Origin of the sequence: Amorphoplanes digitatis (assembly GCF_014205335.1) — a bacterium.
Lineage (GTDB): Bacteria > Actinomycetota > Actinomycetes > Mycobacteriales > Micromonosporaceae > Actinoplanes > Actinoplanes digitatus.
Map to the genome: position 1 here is coordinate 2,080,705 of NZ_JACHNH010000001.1, position 16,796 is coordinate 2,097,500.

Annotated in this window: 17 protein-coding genes (1 of these 17 running past the window's edge); 5 read left to right on the forward strand and 12 right to left on the reverse strand. The window is 71.3% G+C overall.

The annotated features are described in order from the left end of the window. Positions 1-53: 53 nt before the first annotated feature. Both BJ971_RS09455 and BJ971_RS09460 read right to left on the reverse strand, forming a co-directional pair. Positions 54-956, reverse strand: coding sequence for a HEAT repeat domain-containing protein (locus BJ971_RS09455; RefSeq protein WP_184991685.1), 903 nt, complete (start codon positions 954-956; stop codon positions 54-56). A gap of 107 nt (positions 957-1,063) precedes the next feature. After that, positions 1,064-1,258, reverse strand: a complete 195-nt coding sequence (locus tag BJ971_RS09460; RefSeq protein WP_184991687.1) for a hypothetical protein — start codon at positions 1,256-1,258, stop codon at positions 1,064-1,066. 96 nt (positions 1,259-1,354) lie between these two features. On the opposite strand from BJ971_RS09460, the gene BJ971_RS09465 reads away from it, so the two are divergent. Then, positions 1,355-1,987 (forward strand): hypothetical protein, encoded by a 633-nt coding sequence (locus BJ971_RS09465; protein ID WP_184991689.1) that lies wholly within the window; start codon positions 1,355-1,357, stop codon positions 1,985-1,987. Positions 1,988-2,006: 19 nt separating this feature from the next. On the opposite strand, the gene arfA is transcribed toward BJ971_RS09465, so the two are convergent. The 9 genes from arfA to BJ971_RS09510 form a co-directional block, all read right to left on the reverse strand. Beyond that, entirely contained in the window at positions 2,007-3,488 is a 1,482-nt protein-coding gene (gene arfA / locus BJ971_RS09470) for an arabinosylfuranosidase ArfA (protein ID WP_203709211.1), read from the reverse strand. A 2-nt stretch (positions 3,489-3,490) separates the two neighbouring features. Continuing rightward, on the reverse strand, positions 3,491-4,333 hold the full coding sequence (locus BJ971_RS09475; protein WP_184991691.1) for a carbohydrate ABC transporter permease: 843 nt from the start codon (positions 4,331-4,333) through the stop codon (positions 3,491-3,493). Positions 4,334-4,337: 4 nt separating this feature from the next. Further along, the gene (locus BJ971_RS09480; RefSeq protein ID WP_239087341.1) at positions 4,338-5,273 is read right to left on the reverse strand and encodes a carbohydrate ABC transporter permease; all 936 of its coding nucleotides are present in this window, start codon (positions 5,271-5,273) and stop codon (positions 4,338-4,340) included. A gap of 11 nt (positions 5,274-5,284) precedes the next feature. Beyond that, the gene (locus tag BJ971_RS09485) at positions 5,285-6,604 is read right to left on the reverse strand and encodes an extracellular solute-binding protein (protein ID WP_184991693.1); all 1,320 of its coding nucleotides are present in this window, start codon (positions 6,602-6,604) and stop codon (positions 5,285-5,287) included. A gap of 105 nt (positions 6,605-6,709) precedes the next feature. Then, on the reverse strand, positions 6,710-7,378 hold the full coding sequence (locus tag BJ971_RS09490) for a V-type ATP synthase subunit E family protein (protein ID WP_184991695.1): 669 nt from the start codon (positions 7,376-7,378) through the stop codon (positions 6,710-6,712). Positions 7,379-7,561: 183 nt separating this feature from the next. After that, entirely contained in the window at positions 7,562-10,657 is a 3,096-nt protein-coding gene (locus BJ971_RS09495; protein WP_184991697.1) for a GH92 family glycosyl hydrolase, read from the reverse strand. Between the two features lie 116 nt (positions 10,658-10,773). Further along, positions 10,774-11,238, reverse strand: a complete 465-nt coding sequence (locus tag BJ971_RS09500; protein WP_184991699.1) for a hypothetical protein — start codon at positions 11,236-11,238, stop codon at positions 10,774-10,776. 11 nt (positions 11,239-11,249) lie between these two features. After that, complete coding sequence (locus BJ971_RS09505; RefSeq protein ID WP_184991701.1) at positions 11,250-11,885, reverse strand: DNA-3-methyladenine glycosylase; 636 nt, start codon at positions 11,883-11,885, stop codon at positions 11,250-11,252. Between the two features lie 201 nt (positions 11,886-12,086). Continuing rightward, on the reverse strand, positions 12,087-12,833 hold the full coding sequence (locus BJ971_RS09510) for a CAP domain-containing protein (protein WP_221479273.1): 747 nt from the start codon (positions 12,831-12,833) through the stop codon (positions 12,087-12,089). Positions 12,834-13,013: 180 nt separating this feature from the next. Here BJ971_RS09510 and BJ971_RS09515 point away from each other — a divergent pair, with 180 nt between their 5' ends. From BJ971_RS09515 to BJ971_RS09525, 3 genes are read left to right on the forward strand one after another with little or no spacing between them, the layout of a single operon-like run. Further along, the gene (locus BJ971_RS09515) at positions 13,014-13,484 is read left to right on the forward strand and encodes a type II toxin-antitoxin system PemK/MazF family toxin (RefSeq protein WP_184991705.1); all 471 of its coding nucleotides are present in this window, start codon (positions 13,014-13,016) and stop codon (positions 13,482-13,484) included. Next, entirely contained in the window at positions 13,484-14,065 is a 582-nt protein-coding gene (locus BJ971_RS09520) for a hypothetical protein (RefSeq protein ID WP_184991707.1), read from the forward strand. Before BJ971_RS09515 ends, BJ971_RS09520 begins: the two co-directional genes overlap by 1 nt. An 18-nt stretch (positions 14,066-14,083) precedes the next feature. After that, on the forward strand, positions 14,084-14,737 hold the full coding sequence (locus BJ971_RS09525; protein ID WP_184991709.1) for an adenylate kinase family protein: 654 nt from the start codon (positions 14,084-14,086) through the stop codon (positions 14,735-14,737). 10 nt (positions 14,738-14,747) lie between these two features. On the opposite strand, the gene BJ971_RS09530 is transcribed toward BJ971_RS09525, so the two are convergent. Then, entirely contained in the window at positions 14,748-15,509 is a 762-nt protein-coding gene (locus BJ971_RS09530) for a polyphosphate kinase 2 family protein (protein WP_184991711.1), read from the reverse strand. A 109-nt stretch (positions 15,510-15,618) separates the two neighbouring features. Here BJ971_RS09530 and tyrS point away from each other — a divergent pair, with 109 nt between their 5' ends. Continuing rightward, positions 15,619-16,796: the 5' portion of a tyrosine--tRNA ligase gene (gene tyrS, locus BJ971_RS09535; protein ID WP_239087345.1), read on the forward strand. Its footprint extends 64 nt past the window's final position; 1,178 of the gene's 1,242 nt are visible here — the first part of the coding sequence; its start codon is at positions 15,619-15,621; the stop codon falls past the right edge of the window.

A 16,796-nucleotide genomic window follows, 5' to 3' on the forward strand; every position in this document is an offset into this window, starting at 1 on the left:
TGTTCTCTCGGGCCGGGTGGCGCAGCCCGGCCCGAGTCACGTTCGGGTCGGCCTCAGGCGGTCCAGGCCTTCAGCGCGTGGCGATCGGTGGGTAGGCCGAACTGTGCCAGCAGTTGGGCGGCCGTCGCGCCGTCGCGCCAGATTCGGGCGTCGACCAGTGCGCGTGCGGCGGTCCGCTGTGACGGTGTCAGTGCCGAGCCCGGGGTGTCGCGGGGGATGCCGCCGGGGAAGGCGGCGTCGAGCAGTGCGCCGAGGAGGCCGGAGCGGTCCTTGCGGCGACGGGTGCCGGCCAGCCGAAGGGCCAGGACCTCCACCCGGTCCGGGGCGGTGTCGGGGCCGAGCCGCGCCACGGTCAGCGCCGCCATTGTCGAGATGTCGCCGTCGAGGAACGGCCAGTGCGGCACCGGCGCGCCGGCCTCCAGCAGGCAACCGTAGAGCTCTTCGAGCGCGGCACGGTCCGGGCGGGTCGTCGCCCGTGCCAGGCCGATGGCGGCCGACCAGCGCTCCGCGCGGTTCTCGGCGGCGAGCCGGCCGGTGAGCGCGGCGGTCAGGGCGTCGTCGGGTCGCCCGGCGCAGAGGCCGGCCGCCACGGACGCGGTCGCCGCGACGATCGGGCTCGGATCGCCGGCGATGGCCGCGGTCAGCGCCGGGATGCTCCGGGTGTTCTCCTCCGGGAACCAGGCCAGCAGGTGGGCGGCGTAGAGGCGGACCGCCGGGTGCGGGTCGGCCAGCGCCGCCGCGTAGACCGGCACGCCGGCCCGCACCGCGTCGTACGCGGCCAGGTCGACGACCAGCTGGTCGCGGTCCTCCTCGACGTCGGCGAAGAGTGCCCGGGTCTCTCGGGCGCTCCGCTCGTCCTCGTCGTCGGCGGCCGCCACCCACTGCGACTGTTCCCGTTCGAGTTCCTCGACGGTCATCGCGGCCTTGCGCCCGACCTCGGCGCGCATCGCGGCCACGTCGGCCACCTCGGTGAGCCAGAACTCCTCGTCGCCGATCGCGATCTGGGCGAGTACCTGGCAGGCCGCGAAGCGGTCCGGGACGTCGTCGTCCGCGACGACGTCGATCAGGAAGCGCGCCGCGACCGTGCCGGCGCGCTGCGCGAGCCCTGCGAGACGAGGCGGCCGGCGAGGTCCTCGTAGGCCGCGCGCCGGGTATCGGCGTCCGCCGATCGGATCGCCCGCAGCGCCGGGAGAACCTCTCCGGTTTCCCCGTAGATGTCGGGAAACGCGGTCCAGTCGACAGACGATGCGTCAAGCACACCGGCACTCTAGTGCCGGCGGGTCACGCGAACGACCCTCAGCTGCTATGGTCTCGCGCCGGCCCGTTTCCCGGCATTACCCCTTGTGAGGCACACGTGAGCATCGGCATCTTCTCCTCGTTGGTCACGTCCGGCGCCGGTGTGCCGGGCGTCTGCTCCCGGCACGGCGAGCCCGCCGTCCTGCGCAAGCGGGTCAGGTTCATCTCCAAGCCGCCGGGCTGGACCTATGCGCTGCTCCTCTGCGGCGCCCTGCCGTTCCTCATCGCGGTCATGGTGCTGCGCAAGGAGGTGAAGGCGGAGGCCTGGCCGTTCTGCGCACAGTGCCGGCAGCTGCACAAGCAGCGGACGCTGATCGGCTGGGGCCTGCTCCTGCCGCTGGTCCTGCTGATCGCGATCACGTTCGCGGGTGTCGAGCTGGGTCAGACCGGGCTCTGGCTGCTGCTCGTCGCCATCGTCGCCTGCGCCGTCGGCTTCGGGTTCCTGGCCCGCGGTGGCTACCGGCTGCTGCCGCAGGGCGACGTCGCCCAGGACGGCAGCGCGATCGGCTTCAAGAAGGCGCACCCCGCCTTCGCTGCCGAGGCGCAGGCCGCGTACGAGCGGGCCGCGCAGCAGCACGCCGCGCAGCAGCAGACGGCGTGGCAGGCGAACCAGCAGCAGGCGCAGGCACAGCAGGCGGCGCTGCACGCCGCCTACGCACCCGGCACGTCGCAGCAGCCCCCGCAGGCCTGACGCGAGGGGCATGGCCGCCTCAGCTGAGGCGGATCATGTTCCAGGAGAGGGCGGGGAGGGTGACCTGGAGGCGGCCGCCGTCGAGTTTCGGGTCGTCGAGGTCGCGGGGGGTCACCCGGTCCGGGTGCTGCGCGGTGTTCACCGCGTCCGGGTCGTCGTCGGCGATCACGGTGTGGGTCGCGGTCGACAGGGCCGGCAGGGCGCGCAGGTCGACCTCCAGGGTCATCGGCTGGGTCTGGGAGCGGTTCACCGCGAACAGCACCGTGCCCGCGTCCGAGTGCACCGCGACCGCGTCGAGCAGGGGTACCTCGCCGTGGCGGGCGGTCTCGTGTGTCGGTGCCGTGATCGCCGGGCGTAGTACCGTGCCGCGGCCGTAGCGGGTCGTCAGGGCGTACGGGTGGAAGCTCGCCTGCCGCCAGGCCGGGCCGCCCGGCTCGGTCATGATCGTGGCGATGACGTTGACGAGCTGGGCCTGGCAGCCGATCTTCACCCGGTCGGCGTGCCGGAGCAGGCTGATCAGCAGGTTGCCGACCACGACCGCGTCGGTGACCGAGTAGACGTCCTCGATCAGGCGGGGTGCCTGCTCGATCTCCAGGTTGGTCTCGCCGGCGAAGCGGCTCTGGTACCAGACGTTCCACTCGTCGAACGAGAGGTACAGGCGCTTGCGGTGCCGGCCGACCGCGCGCACGTGGTCGGCGGTGGCGACGACCTCGTCGATGAACGCGTCCATGTCGGTCGCACAGGCCAGGAAGCTGTCCCGGTCGTCGTCGTGCTGCTGGTAGTAGCCGTGCAGGGAGACGTAGTCGACGGCGTCGTAGGTCTCGCCGAGTACCGTCGCCTCCCAGCTGCCGAACGTCGGCATCTGCCGGCCCGAGCTGCCGCAGGCGACCAGCTCGATCGACGGGTCGACCTGGCGCATCGCCTTCGCCGTCTCGAGCGCCAGCCGGGCGTACTCGCCGGCGGTCTTGTGGCCGATCTGCCAGGGCCCGTCCATCTCGTTGCCCAGACACCAGGTCTTTATCCCGTACGGCGACCCGCCGCGCAGGTCCGACCAGTAGGTGCCCGAGGCGATGTTGCAGTACTCGACGAGGGACCGGGCCGCGTCGATGCCGCGGGTGCCGAGGTTCACCGCCATCATCGGCTCGACGCCGACGGTCCGCGCCCAGGTCATGAACTCGTCGACGCCGACGTGGTTGGTCTCCAGCGAGCGCCACGCCAGGTCCAGGCGGGTCGGCCTGTTCTCGACCGGCCCGATGCCGTCCTCCCAGCGGTACCCGGAGACGAAGTTGCCGCCGGGGTAGCGCACCAGCGGCGTGCCGAGCTCGCGGACCAGGTCGGCGGTGTCGCGCCGGAAGCCGTGCTCGTCGGCGGTCGGGTGGTCCGGCTCGTGGATTCCGGTGTAGACGCAGCGGCCCATGTGCTCGACGAACGAGCCGTACAGCCGCGGGTCGACCTCGCCGATCCGGAACGCCGGGTCGATGGTCATTGTGGAGACGAGCACGCTCACCCCTTCAGGCCGCTGCCGGCGATGCCTTCGACGATATTGCGCTGGAACAGCAGGAACACGGCGACGAGCGGTATCGCGCCGAGGATCGCCGAGGCCATCGTGTCCGCGTACCGGATGCCGAACGAACCCTGCACGGTCGCCAGGCCGACCGGGATCGTCATGATATCGGGGTTGCTGAGCACGAGCAGCGGCCAGAGCAGGTCGTTCCAGGACTGCACGAACGTGAAGATGGCGACGGCGGCGACGGCCGGGCGGGCCAGCGGCATGATGATCCGGCGGTAGATGCGCAGGTAGCTCGCGCCGTCCATGCGGGCGACCTCTTCGAGTTCGCGGGGCAGGCCGTCGAAGAACTGCTTGAAGATGAAGACGGCGATCGCGGTGGGTATCTGCGGCAGGCTGACGGCCCACCAGGTGTTCAGCAGCCCCAGCGCGTCGAACTGGCGGAACCACGGCACGATGAGCACCTGGCCGGGGATCATGATGCCGGCCAGCACCAGCCAGAAGACCACGTTGCGGTAGCGGAACCGCATCCGGGACAGGGCGTACGCGGCCAGGCTCGCCACCAGCACGGTGCCGGCGGCCGACAGCGTCGCGATGAACAGGCTGGAGCCGAACCAGGTCAGGATGTCGGTGTCGCGCAGCACCCGGGAGAAGGCGTCCAGGGTCGGGTCGGCGATGGCCCAGGTGGTCTTTGTGGTCTCGGCGTTCGGCTTGAGCGCGGTGTCCAGCGCCCAGGCCAGCGGCACGATCCAGAGCAGCGCGAAGGCGATCAGCACCCCGATGCAGATGCGGTTGAAGAGCTTGACGCGGAACTCGGCCCGTTGGGCGAGGTCGGTCATCTGGTCACACCTCCTTCTCCTGGCGCCGGACCAGGGCGAACCAGACCGCCGAGACCGCGAGCACGACCAGGAAGAACAGCATCGAGACGGCGGCCGCGTAACCGACCCGGAAGTTGGTGAAGCCCTGGTCGTAGACGTACTCCAGGATCGAGCGGGTGGCGAAGTTCGGGCCGCCGGAGGTCATGATGTACATCTGGTCGAAGACCTTGAGCGAGGCGATCACCTGGAGCACGGCCACCAGGGTGGTGGTGCGCCCGAGCATCGGGATGGTGATCTTGCGGATCTGCTGCCACACCGAGGCGCCGTCGATCGAGGAGGCCTCGTACAGCTCGCGCGGGATCTCCTGGAGGCCGGCCAGGTAGAGCACGAAGTTGAAGCCCAGCGTCCACCAGATGGTGGTCATGGCCAGCGACGGCATGGCCCAGACCGGGTCGCCGAGCCAGTTCGGCGAGGTGATGCTGACCTTGGCGAGCGCCGTCTCGATCAGCCCGAGGCCGGGCGTGTACAGGAAGATCCAGATCAGGGCCACGACCGCCGACGGCAGGATGAACGGCGCGAAGAACGCCAGCCGGAAGAACCAGCGGCCGTACCGGGCCCGGTCGGCGAGCAGCGCGAAGGCGAACGCGAGGATGATCAGCGGCGGGGTGGTCAGAATCGTGAACCACAGGGTGTGCCACAGCGACGACCAGAAGTCGCTGCTCTGCAACGCCTCGGTGTAGTTGCCGAAGCCGGCGAAGCCCGACAGGCCGGGCTTGACCAGGCTGGTGTCGAAGAAGCTCATCACCAGGCCGTACAGGGTCGGGCCGATGATGAAGGCCAGGTAGAGGATCATGAACGGCGCCAGGAAGCCCAGCGCGGGCAGTCCGGTCCAGCGGTGCCGCTCCGGCGGCGCTCCGGACTCGGCGGCATCGGGAGGGCGTACGGCGGTCTCGGTGGTCACCAGGCACCCCCTCAGATGGGCGACGCGGTAGTGGACAGGGTCTCGAGCTGGCCGCGCATCTGCGCGAGCGCGTCCGCCGGCGACTGCTGACCACCCAGGACGGTGGCGATCGCGGAGCCGGTGACGATCTCGAAGTTGGAGCCGGAGCCCGAGTACCAGCCGTCCGGGTCGTAGACCGCGCCGTCGGCGGCCGAGGCGTAGTTCGACTGCGGCGTCATGGCCTGGTATTCCGCGCTGTCGCGGAACGGCAGCCAGGTCGGCACGTGCCCGCCCTCGGCCCAGGTCTTGCTCTGGTCGAGCATCGAGCGGATCAGCAGCAGCGCGCGGTCGATCTGCTCCGGGTCGCGCCCCGGCTGGCGGGGGATGACGAGCGTGTGCGAGTCCGCCTGTACGGCGTAGCGCGCGCCGCCGTACAGGTTGGGGAAGAGCGTCATGGAGAACGGCATCTTCGCGGTCTGGTAGGTGGAGATCTCCCACTCGCCCTGGAAGTAGAAGCCGGCCTGGCCGTTGGCGAACGTGGCGATGGCGCCCTGGTAGTCGATGTCGGCGGGGAAGAGGCCGTCCGCGGTCAGCGACTGAAGGAAGGTCAGCACCTGCGTCGCCTTGGCGTCGTCGATGACCACGCGGCGGCCCTCGTCGGCCAGGGTCTCGCCGCCGAGCTGGCTGTAGAGCGACTGGAAGATGCGCCACGGCGTCGACGTGTCACCGTTGATCGACACGACGCCGCCGTACGCGCCGGAGGCCTCCTTGGCGCGGCGCATCGCGTCGGTGAACTTGTCCGGGGTGTCCAGCGGCGTCAGCGCGCCCGCGGCGTCGAGCAGCCCGGCCTTCGCGCAGATGTCGGTGTTGTAGAACATGACGAACGGGTGCGTGTCCAGCGGCAGCCCGTACGCCCGCCCCTCGACGAGCCCGGCCTGCCAGGCACGCGGGGTGAACTTGTCCGCGGTGATGCCGTGCCGGCCGAGGTCCTCGGGCCGCAGCTCCTCGAGCAGGTCGGAGGCGACCAGGGTCTTCATCCTGGTCAGGTGCGAGATCGCCACGTCCGGCGGCTTGTCGCCGAGGGTCGCCAGCGACAGCTTCGTGTAGTACGGGTTTCCCCAGGCCAGGGTGACGGCGCTGAGCGCGATGCCGGGGTTGGCGGTGCGGAAGGTGTCGAGCATCTGGGTCATCCGGACGCCGTCGCCGCCGCCGAAGAGGTTCCAGTAGTCGAGGGATCCGCCGCCGTCGCGCCCGGGAGTGATGCCACTGCAACCCGTCGTACCCAGGCCCACCAGCCCAAGACCGGTCGCGGCCGCGGTGCCGCGCAGCAGTGCGCGTCGGGTCAGTGTCATGAACGGAGCCTGCCGCCGCCGCTCGGAACGAGTCCAGGAATCGGCCTTCGCAAGACGAGAAGGCCCGGACGCGAATCGAGAAGGATCGCCCAGCGCCGCCGCCGGCTACTCCTGTTCGGAGTGGTGTTGCCCGGGCTCCGCCGTCTCCGCGGTCAGTTCCTCGCCGACCTGCGGCTGGTCGGCCCATAGCGCACGCATCTGGCCCTGCATGAACGTGGTGAGCCGCCGGCGGTACTCGCGATCGAAGTGCTCCAGCGATTCGATCTGCACCTGCAGGGACTCCCGCTTGGCGATCAGGCTGCCGACGGAGTCCTCGTAGCGCTGCTGCGCCTGCGACTTGAGCTGCTCGGAGTGCCCCTGTGCGTCGCCGAGGATCGTCTCGGCCTGCGCGTTCGCCTCGGCGAGGATCTGGTCGGCCTTGCGCTGCGCCTCGTCGGCGCGGATCCGGGCGTCCCGGGCCGCCTGCTCGGCGGTCTGGCGTGCGTCGGTCAGCACCTTCTCCGCCTCGCAGCGGACGTTGTGCGCGTGTACCTGCGCGTCCCGGGCCGACTGGTCGGCGTTGGCCTGCGCGTCGGTACGGATCTTCTCCGCGTGCCGGTTGGCGGCGGCGATGTGCTCCTCCGCCGTGCGCTGGGCCAGCGTCAGCACCTGGAGCGCGTTGTCCGAGCGCGTCGGTCCGCCGGGGATGGCGGGGTGTTCCGAGGTCGCGCCGTCCGGGGTCGTGCCGCCGAGCACCGCCTTGACACGAGCCCTTATCTGATTGTCAGTCGTCACGGGAGACCTCCAGTCGCGTCAACGAACCGTCGTGGCCGGACCGACCTTGCGGTCCGGCCAACCTGATAACGGTTGAGACACGGCTACGGCGTGGCTACCGACCGGTTCATTACGGACGAATCCGGCATGACCGGTGACCCGGGGGCGGGAGTCGCGGGACCCGGCGCCCGCCCCCGGGTGTCTCTAGTTGACGAGCACCTCGTAGATGCGCGCCGCGGTGTTGCCGTCGTTGGCCGGCGTGACGACCGCGATCCGGACGTAGCGGGCATCCACGTTCACCGCGGTGGTGGTCGAGTCGGCCGTGTTGCCGCGCACCTGCGACCGCGTCGTCCAGGCGGACCCGTCGTCCGAGGTCTGTACGTCGAAGTCGCGGGTGTTCCAGGCCGGGAACTCGCCGCCCGCGCCCGCGTGCCGGATCACCACCGAGCCGACGCGCTGCCGGGTACCCAGGTCGGCCTGCACCCACTTGGTCGCGCCCTGCGAGCACCACTTGTCGTTCCAGCCGCCCAGCCAGCTGCCGTTGAACGCCTTGGCCGGCCCCTCGTTCGCCCCGCAGGACGAGTCCGCGGTCGCCGTGCGGTTCAGGGCCAGGTCGGTCGGCGCGCTGCTCTCGCCGTACACCTCCAGTTCGTAGATCCGGGCGGCCGCGTTGGTGTCGTTGGCCGGCTGGCTGGTCTCGAAGCGCACGTACCGCGCGCTGCGCGCGGCGATCGGGGTGTACGTCCGGCTGCTCTTGGACGCGGTGACCGTCACCGCGTTCGACCAGGTCGTGCCGTCCGTGCTCGTCGCGATCGTGTACGCGCCGGTGTTCCAGTTGGTGACCTCACCGCCGAGTGCGGCGTGCTTGACGACGAACGACGACACCGTCCGCGCCGAGCCGAGGTCCACCTGCAACTGCCGCGGCGCGGTGCCGGAGCACCACTTGCTGTTGCCGGCGAGCACGCCGTCGACCGCCTTCGCGGCGCTCTCCGCGCTCGCGCAGGCCGTGGATCCGGTCGCGGTGCGACCCAGGGCCAGGTTCGGGCCGAGGTCCGGTTCCGCCGCCGGCTGAGTGGCGCCCGCGGCGAAGCTCGGGGGTACGTCGGAGGCGCCGGTGCCCCACGCCGAGGGGCTGCCGCCCATGGTGAAGCCGACGGTCCCGCCGTCCGCGATGTCGCCGTAGCGCAGGTAGCTGCGGCTGGTCGAGGTGCCGTCCAGCGACAGCGACTGCACGTAGCGGTTCGCCGCGCTGCCGCCGGTGATCGTGATGTCGCCGGGTGCCCGCTGGATGAGCACGCTCGGGAAGAGCCCGCCGTGCACCGCGAGGGTGTCCGCGCCCGGGGTCACCGGGTAGAAGCCCAGCGCCGACCAGACGTACCAGGCGGAGGTGGCGCCCAGGTCGTCGTTGCCGGGCAGGCCGCCCGCGCCGGTGGTGAACGACTCGGCCATCACCCGGCGCACCGCGTCGCTGGCGCCGGCCGGCTTGCGGGCGACGTTGTACGTCCACGGCACGTTGTGCTCGGGCTCGTTGCCGATGTAGAAGTACGGGCGGCTCAGGCCGCCGTTGAGCTCGGTGAAGTGGTGGTCGAGCCGCTGCGCCGCGGTGGTCGGCCCGCCCATCAGGGTGACCAGCGCGCCGAGGTTGTGCGGCACCATCCACGAGTACTGCGCGGCGTTGCCCTCGACGTACGGGCTCTCCTGCGCCGGGTTGAGCGGCGCCGACCAGGCGCCGCCGCCGTCGCGGGTGTGCAGGTAGGACGACTCGCCGTTGAACAGGCTGCGCCAGTACTGCGAGCGGCTCGCGTACGTGTCGCGGGCGGCGGTGTCGCCGAGCGCACCGGCGAACTGCGAGATGGCGAAGTCCGAGGCCGCGTACTCCAGGGTCTCCGACGGGTTGCCGGGGATGAAGTGGTTGGTCTGGTAGACGGACTGGTTGCCGCGCAGCACGACGCCCTGCGTCGACCCGCCGCTGCCGCTCTTCTTCATCAGCTCCAGCGCCGCCGCGGTGTCGAAGCCGCGTACGCCGAACGCGTACGCGCTGGCCACGATGATCGGGCCGGGGTCGCCGGGCATGACGAAGTCCTCGACGGTCTGGTGCGACCACTTGGGCAGCAGGCCGCCCTGCTGTCCATCCAGGACCATCGACTTCATGATGTCGCTTGTCACGTCCGGCGCTATCAGCGCGACCAGGGCCGCCCAGGACCGGTAGATGTCCCAGCCGGAGTAGTTCTGGTACACCGGGTGCGAGGCGGTGTGCACGGCGTTGTCGAAGCCGCGGTACTCGCCGTTGGTGTCGCTGGACAGGTTCGGGTTCTGGAGCACGTGGTACAGCGCGGTGTAGAACTTCTGGAGGTCGGTGGCGCCGCCGCCGGTCACCTGGATCCGGTTCAGGGCCGTGTTCCAGGCGGCGCTGGCGTTGCTGCGTACCGTGGCGAAGGCCGCCGCCTCGGCGGTGGCGTTGTTCTGCGCGTTGGCCACGCTGACGAACGAGATGCCGATCGTGGCGTTGACGACGGCGTTCGAGGTGGTGTCGAACGTGACGTACGCGCCGGTGCTGGTGCCGCTGGTGGTCGACGAACCGGCGGTGACCGTGCCGGCCTTGAACGTGCCGAAGCCGGTCGGCGTGCGGTCGAACAGTATCGAGTAGTACATCTTGAACGTCTTGCCGCCGCAGAAGCCGCCGGCGGTGTGCTCGCCCCAGACCCGGTTGCCGGAGATGGTGACGTTGCCGTCGCGGTCGCCGGTCGCGGAGCGGCTGGCGTTGATGAGCACCCGCGCGGTGGTGCTGGCGGGGTAGGTCAGCTTCATCGCGCCGGTGCGCTTGGTGGCGCTGAGCTCGGCGTCGACGCCGTACTTGTCGAGCCGGTTGCGGTAGTAGCCGGGCGCGGCGCTCTCGTTGGACTTGGTGTACGCGGACGCGTAGCTGGTCCAGGCCGAGCCGGGGGAGGAGCCGAGGTTGCCGGTGATCGGCAGGATCGGGATGTCCTCGTTGTTCGGGCAGCCGGCGCCGTTGAAGTGGGTGAGGCTGAACGACTCGATCGTGCGGTCGCGGTCGCGGTAGCCCGACGGCGAGCCGGTGGGTGTGTCGGGGCTGAACTGGACCATGCCGAACGGCACGGTCGCGCCGGGGAAGGTGCTGCCGCCGGCGCCGCCGCCGACCGGATTTGGCGAGTTGCTGTCGTCGGTGCCGATGAACGGATTGACGTATTGGACCAGGTCGAGGTCGGCCGCCTGGGCGGCCTGGGGTACCGAGAGGACCGCGGCGGCGAGGACGACCGCCGCGGCGAGGGTACGGAGCATAGGGGTTGCCGTCCCTTCGAATGTGACAACGATGTCAAGAGCGTGGCTTATAGAAGCACGCAGATATCACTAGTTGTCAATACGCGGACCGTGCACCGCTCCCCTTTGGACCCGGTTCAACGGGCGCCCGCCCCACGCCGCACGCGCAGCAGCGACGCGGCGGCGAGCGTGCTCCCGCCGACGCCGACGCCGCCGAGCATCCCCAGCGCGAACCGTTGCTGATAGGCCGCGACGGCGTCCGCGGGCGCCGTCTCGTTCATCGGGATGAACGCGCTCATCCCGGCGACCCAGAACGCGAGCAGGGCCAGCCCGCTCAGGACCAGCCCCCAGTGCGGCAGGTCGGGCGGCGCCCAGACCGAACGGATCCAGCCGCTCTGCGGCTTGCGGCCGAGCACGACGCGCCGATTGGTGATCAGTCCCGCGGTGAACCCGGGCAGCACGAGCACCGCCGTGACGATGACGGCGACGCCGGTCGGCAGCAGTCGTACCCCGGCGAGCAGCCCGCCGATGAGCACCGCCGCCCAGGCGACGCCGACCACGCACATGAGGTCGAGCAGCAGCAACATCCGACGTGAGATCACCAACCAGGACGTTATTCCCCGGTACGCCCCGATGTGGGTAGATTGCGGCTTTTTCGCGGAGCGTGTCGCCGGTAGGCGCTGACGGTCGGATCCCCGGCTATCCAGAACCGCCACGGCACGTCGTGCGCGGCGGTGACGCCGACCCGCGGCCCGGCGGCGATGTCGCCCCGGCCCGGCAGCGTCGCCGGCGGTCGCAGGGTCGCGGGCCCGCTGCCGTCGACGACCGAGGTCGCGTTCGCCGTCCGGTCGAGGGCGAGCACCTGCATGAGCTTGGCCGGCCCGGCGGCGAGATCGCGGTCCCGCACCGCGGCGGGCCGCCGCTGCCGGGCCGGCGGCAGGCCGTCGACCACCTCGCCGGCGCGGAGCAGGACGGCCGCGGCGACGCCCTCCTCGCCGCACACGACGTTCGCGCAGAGGTGCATGCCGTAGATCTGGTACACGTAGAGCCGCCCGGCCGGGCCGAACATCACCGCGTTGCGGTCGGTGACACCCCGGTGCGCGTGGCTGGCGGGATCGGCGCCCAGCCCGCTGTACGCCTCGACCTCGGTGAGCCGCACCGTCACCCCGTTCGCGGTGAGCAGCCAGCCGAGCAGCAGGCGGGCCGCCTCGTCGACGGCCGCGGCGGGCAGATCCAGCCACGATGTCATCGGCACAGCGAAACACGCCCGGATCGGCCGCCCGCTCCCCGGGTCACCTCGCTGGGCGGTCCGGGCCCGTCGGCCGGGTACGCCGGACCGGGCCGCACCGGCCGCCGGGGCGGGTCGGCCCGAACGGGCGGGTCGGCCCGAAGAGGAAGAGCCGGCGCAGGCGGCGGCGCCGCGCGGGCCCGCTGGGACCGACCGGGCCGGTCATCCGACGAAGTCCTGAGTCATCCAGACGATGCCCTTGCCGTCGCGCACGACGCTCAGGCCGATCCGCTTGAAGCTCTTGCTCAGCAGGTTCTTGCGGTGGCCGTCCTCCGGCGGGACCTCGGCCAGCATGCTGTCGGTCAGCCCGTTGGCGGCCCGGACGATGGCGGAGTTGTCGGCGCCCGCCGAGCCGAAGCCGATGTTCTCGCCCGCCGAGCTCCAGTCCACGCCCTGCGCGCTGAACCGGGTGCCGATGTCGCCCTCGCCGGAGCACCGGTGCGACAGGCCGCAGCCGTCGATCATCAGCTTGTTGTGCAGGGCGGACGCCTTCGACAGCGACGAGTCCAGGCGGTAGGCCGGCAGGCCCTCCTCGGCGCGGGCCGCGTTGATGTGCGCGAGCACCTGGTCGATGATCGAGCCGCTGGTCGCCGGTGCGGTCTCGGCCTTCTTCCGGGTGGGCGCGCTGGTCTTGCTCTTGGCCGGCTTGGGCTTCGGGCTGGTGGTGGTGGCCTTCGGGGCCGGCGGCTTCGACGTCGGCGTGCCCGGGTCCGCCGGCGCGACGTCGTCCAGCGGGTCGGTGCCCGGATCGCCGATCGGCTCGGCCGCGAGCAGCGCGGTGTCGGCCGCCGCGCGGTTCGCGGCGGCGGAGGCGTTCCGGTTCAGCCCCACCGCGGTGAAGCCAACTCCGATGACCACGGCGGTGGCCCCCGCCACCAAGGTGAACCGGGCTCGGCGGGCGGCGGACATCGACACGGCTCGGTCACCTCGGGAATCGCGGCTGCAAGGCCGCGGGTGCGGCACGTCTGCCGTACCGGCAGCGCACCGACTATGGGCGCTCCGGCCCGCGCGCGGGCGTTACCTCAGGTGCGCTTAAGGATCGACTCACGAAGACATAAGGAGCGGGGCCCGGACCGATACAGTGCGCGGGTGACCAGACTCCTCAAGGGCCTCGCCGGCAAGCTGCGCCGGGTCGCGGGACGCCGCGCACCCACCCCGCCCGCGCCGCGGCCCGCCCCGCCGTCCGCGCCCCGCGGCCGTCACCTCGAGTACTCGCCGAACCTCGACGGCGACGCCGACCCGGGCGAGATCGTGTGGACCTGGGTGAAGTACGAGGACGACCCGACCCGGGGCAAGGACCGTCCGGTGCTGGTGGTCGGCCGCAACGACCGCACGCTGCTCGGCCTGATGCTGTCCAGCCAGTCGGAGCGCGACGGCCAGCGCGGCTGGCTGGGGCTGGGCCCCGGCGCCTGGGACCGCGAGTCGCGCCCCAGCTGGGTGCGGCTCGACCGGGTCCTCGAGGTCGACGAGGACGGCATCCGCCGCGAGGGCGCGGTCCTCGACCAGGCCCGCTTCGACCGCGTCGCGGCAGTGCTGCGCCGCGACCACGGCTGGGCCTGATGGACGCGGACGTCATGGTCGCCTTCGGCGGCAAGCAGGCGTGGCTCGCCGTCCGCGACGGCGACCCCGTCAAGGTGCTCGAGGCCCTCGGCCTGCGGGACCTCGGCGAGGTCCGCTGGCGCGACGGCATCGACCTGGCACACCTGACCGACGACCGGGTCGCGGTGACACCGCCGCTGCCCGGCGCCCGGGACACCCGCTGGGTGCTGGCCGTCGGGCGCTACCTGCTGCGCCCGGACACGGCGCTCGACGTCGTCGACCTGTCGGCGCGGCTGCACACCGAGGTCCAGTTCTTCGCCACCCACCGGGTCACCGAGACGCACCGCTGGCAGCGCGCCGTCGACGGCGAACCCGTGCGGACGTTCGGCTACGTCGGCCAGACCGGCGACGTGACGTCCTGGTACGGCGATCCGGACCCGGCCGAGCGCGCGGCGGGCCTGCCCGCGACCTTCGTGGACGAGGAGAGCACCGTGCTCGTCTCGGAACACGACGTGCTGACGGTCGCCGATGGGTGGAGCATCGACCCCGCAACGCTCAAGGGTGAGTCGCCGGGCCGGCTGCGGGTCGGCGCCGCGGCCTGACGAAGGGACGTCGACACCATGCGCAAGTACGTGATCATGGGAGTGCAGGGCAGCGGCAAGGGCACACAGAGCACGATGCTCTGCGCGGACCTCGACCTGGTGCACATCAGCGTCGGCGACCTCTTCCGCTGGCACGTGCAGAGCCACACCAAGCTCGGCGCCCAGGTACGCCGCGCGATGAAGGCGGGCGAACTCGTCAGCGACGACCTCGTGGAGTCCGTCGTCCGCGGCCGCCTCGACCAGCACGACTGGAACTTCGGCTTCGTCATCGACGGCTTCCCGCGCAACGGCCGCCAGGCCGAGTTCTTCATGGAGAGCTACGACATCGACGGCGTCATCCACCTCGAGCTCCCGGACGACGAGGTACGCCGGCGGGTGCTCAGCCGCCGGCTCTGCCCCGGCTGCGGCATGGACTACAACCTGATCGCCGACCGGCCGGAGGTCGAGGGGCGCTGCGACATCTGCGGAACCGAGCTGATCACCCGGGAGGACGACACCCCGGAGGCCCTCGCGGCCCGGCTGCACGACTACTACGAAAAGACCAGGCCGGTGCTGGAGCTGTTCCGCCGCAAGGAGGTCGTGCACGACATCGACGCGACGGCGGCGTCCGACCAGGTGCAGGCCGGCATCCGGGAGACCCTGGGACTGCCGGCCTACCGGCCGAAGGGCTGACGCCGGCCCGTCAGTCGGCGTCGTGCGGGTCGTGCCCGTGCCGGGTGAGCTCGGCCTCGAGGGTGTGGCAGACATGCTCGACGACGGCGACCCGGGCGAAGGGCTTGCTGTCACCGGCGACGACCGTCCAGCGCGCCCGCTTCTTGTCCGTCCTGGTCAGCATGTCCTCGATGGCGGCCGCGTAGTCGTCGCGGCGGTCGCGGTTGCGCCAGTCCTCGTCGGTGAGCTTCCAGGAGCGCAGCGGGTCCGTAGCCCGGGACTGGAAGCGGCGCAGCTGCTCCTCGGGGGAGACGTGCATCCAGAACTTGATGAGGATCATGCCCTCGGCGCTCAGGGTGCGCTCGAACTCGACGATCTCGTCGTAGGCGCGGGTCCACTGCTCCTCGGTGGCGAAACCCTCGACGCGCTCGACCAGGACCCGGCCGTACCAGGAGCGGTCGAGGACGGTCATGCCGCCCCAGCCGGGCAGCACCTGCCAGAACCGCTGAAGGAAGTGGTGCCGTTTCTCGTCGTAGGTCGGCGCCGCGAACTGGGAGACCCGCACATGCCGGGGATCCAGGGGCGCCACCAGGCGCTTGATGGCGCCGCCCTTGCCGGAGGCGTCCCAGCCCTCGAACAGCACGCACAGCGGCGGCCCGATCCGGTGCTCGCCGAGCTGGCCGCCCAGCAGCAGCCGGAGTCGCAGGAGGCGCTGCTGCGCGGCCTCGAGCCGCAGCAGGGCGTCCTTCTTCGGGAGCCGGGCCGACAGATCGACCTGTTCGAGGCGCGTCATGCCGCCATCCTCCCCGCCCGGCGGCCCCATGGGGAGGGTGCATCCCGAAACCCGGTGTGACCGGGCCTTGCGGATGCGCGACAATTCGGCGGTGACTCTCGTTGACGACATGCAGTGGCGCGGACTGATCCAGGACTCCACCGACCCCGAGGAGCTGCGCAAGCACCTCGACGGCGGCTCGATCACGTTCTACGTGGGGTTCGACCCGACCGCGGCGTCCCTGCACGTCGGCAACCTGATGCAGGTCGTCACCGCCCGCCGCCTCCAGCTGGCCGGGCACCGGCCGCTGCTGCTGGTCGGCGGCGCGACCGGCCAGATCGGCGACCCGGGCGGCAAGTCCGCCGAGCGGGTGCTGAACCCCCGCGAGGTGACCGCCGGCTGGGTGCTGCGCATCCGCGACCAGCTCTCCCCGTTCGTCACCTACGAGGGCGCCAACGCGGCCACGCTCGTCAACAACCTGGACTGGACCGGCGAGCTGTCGGTCATCGACTTCCTCCGCGACGTCGGCAAGCACTTCCCCATCAACAAGATGCTGGCCCGCGACGTCGTCAAGAACCGCCTCGAGACCGGCATCAGCTACACCGAGTTCAGCTACCAGCTCCTGCAGGCCAACGACTTCTACGAGCTGCACCGCCGCCACGACTGCTCGCTCCAGTTCGGCGGCTCGGACCAGTGGGGCAACATCACGGCGGGCGTCGACTTCGTCCGCCGGCGCGGCGCCGGCCCGGTGCACGCGTTCACCACCCCCTTGGTCCTGAAGGCGGACGGCACCAAGTTCGGCAAGAGCGAGGGCGGCGCCACCTGGCTCGACCCGACGATGACCACCCCGTACGCGTTCTACCAGTTCTGGGTCAACGCGGACGACCGGGACGTCTCGAGCTACCTGCGCTACTTCAGCTTCAAGACCCGCGAGGAGATCGAGGAGCTGGAGAAGGCCACCGCCGAACGGCCGCAGGCCCGCCTGGCGCAGCGCGAGCTGGCCTGGGAGATCACCGCCCTGGTGCACGGCGAGGAGGAGGCCCGGCAGGCGGTCGCGGCCAGCCAGGCGCTCTTCGGCCGAGGATCCCTGGACGAACTCTCGGCGGACACGCTGCGGGCCGCACTGTCCGAGGCCGGCCTCACCGAGGTACGCGGTGAGCTCCCGACGGTGACGGTGCTGCTCCAGACCGCCGGGCTGGTCAAGAGCGGCGGCGAGGCGCGCCGGACGATCGCCGAGGGCGGCGCCTACCTGAACAACGAACGCATCACCGACCCGGAGGCCACGGTCCCGGAGTCGGCGCTGCTCCA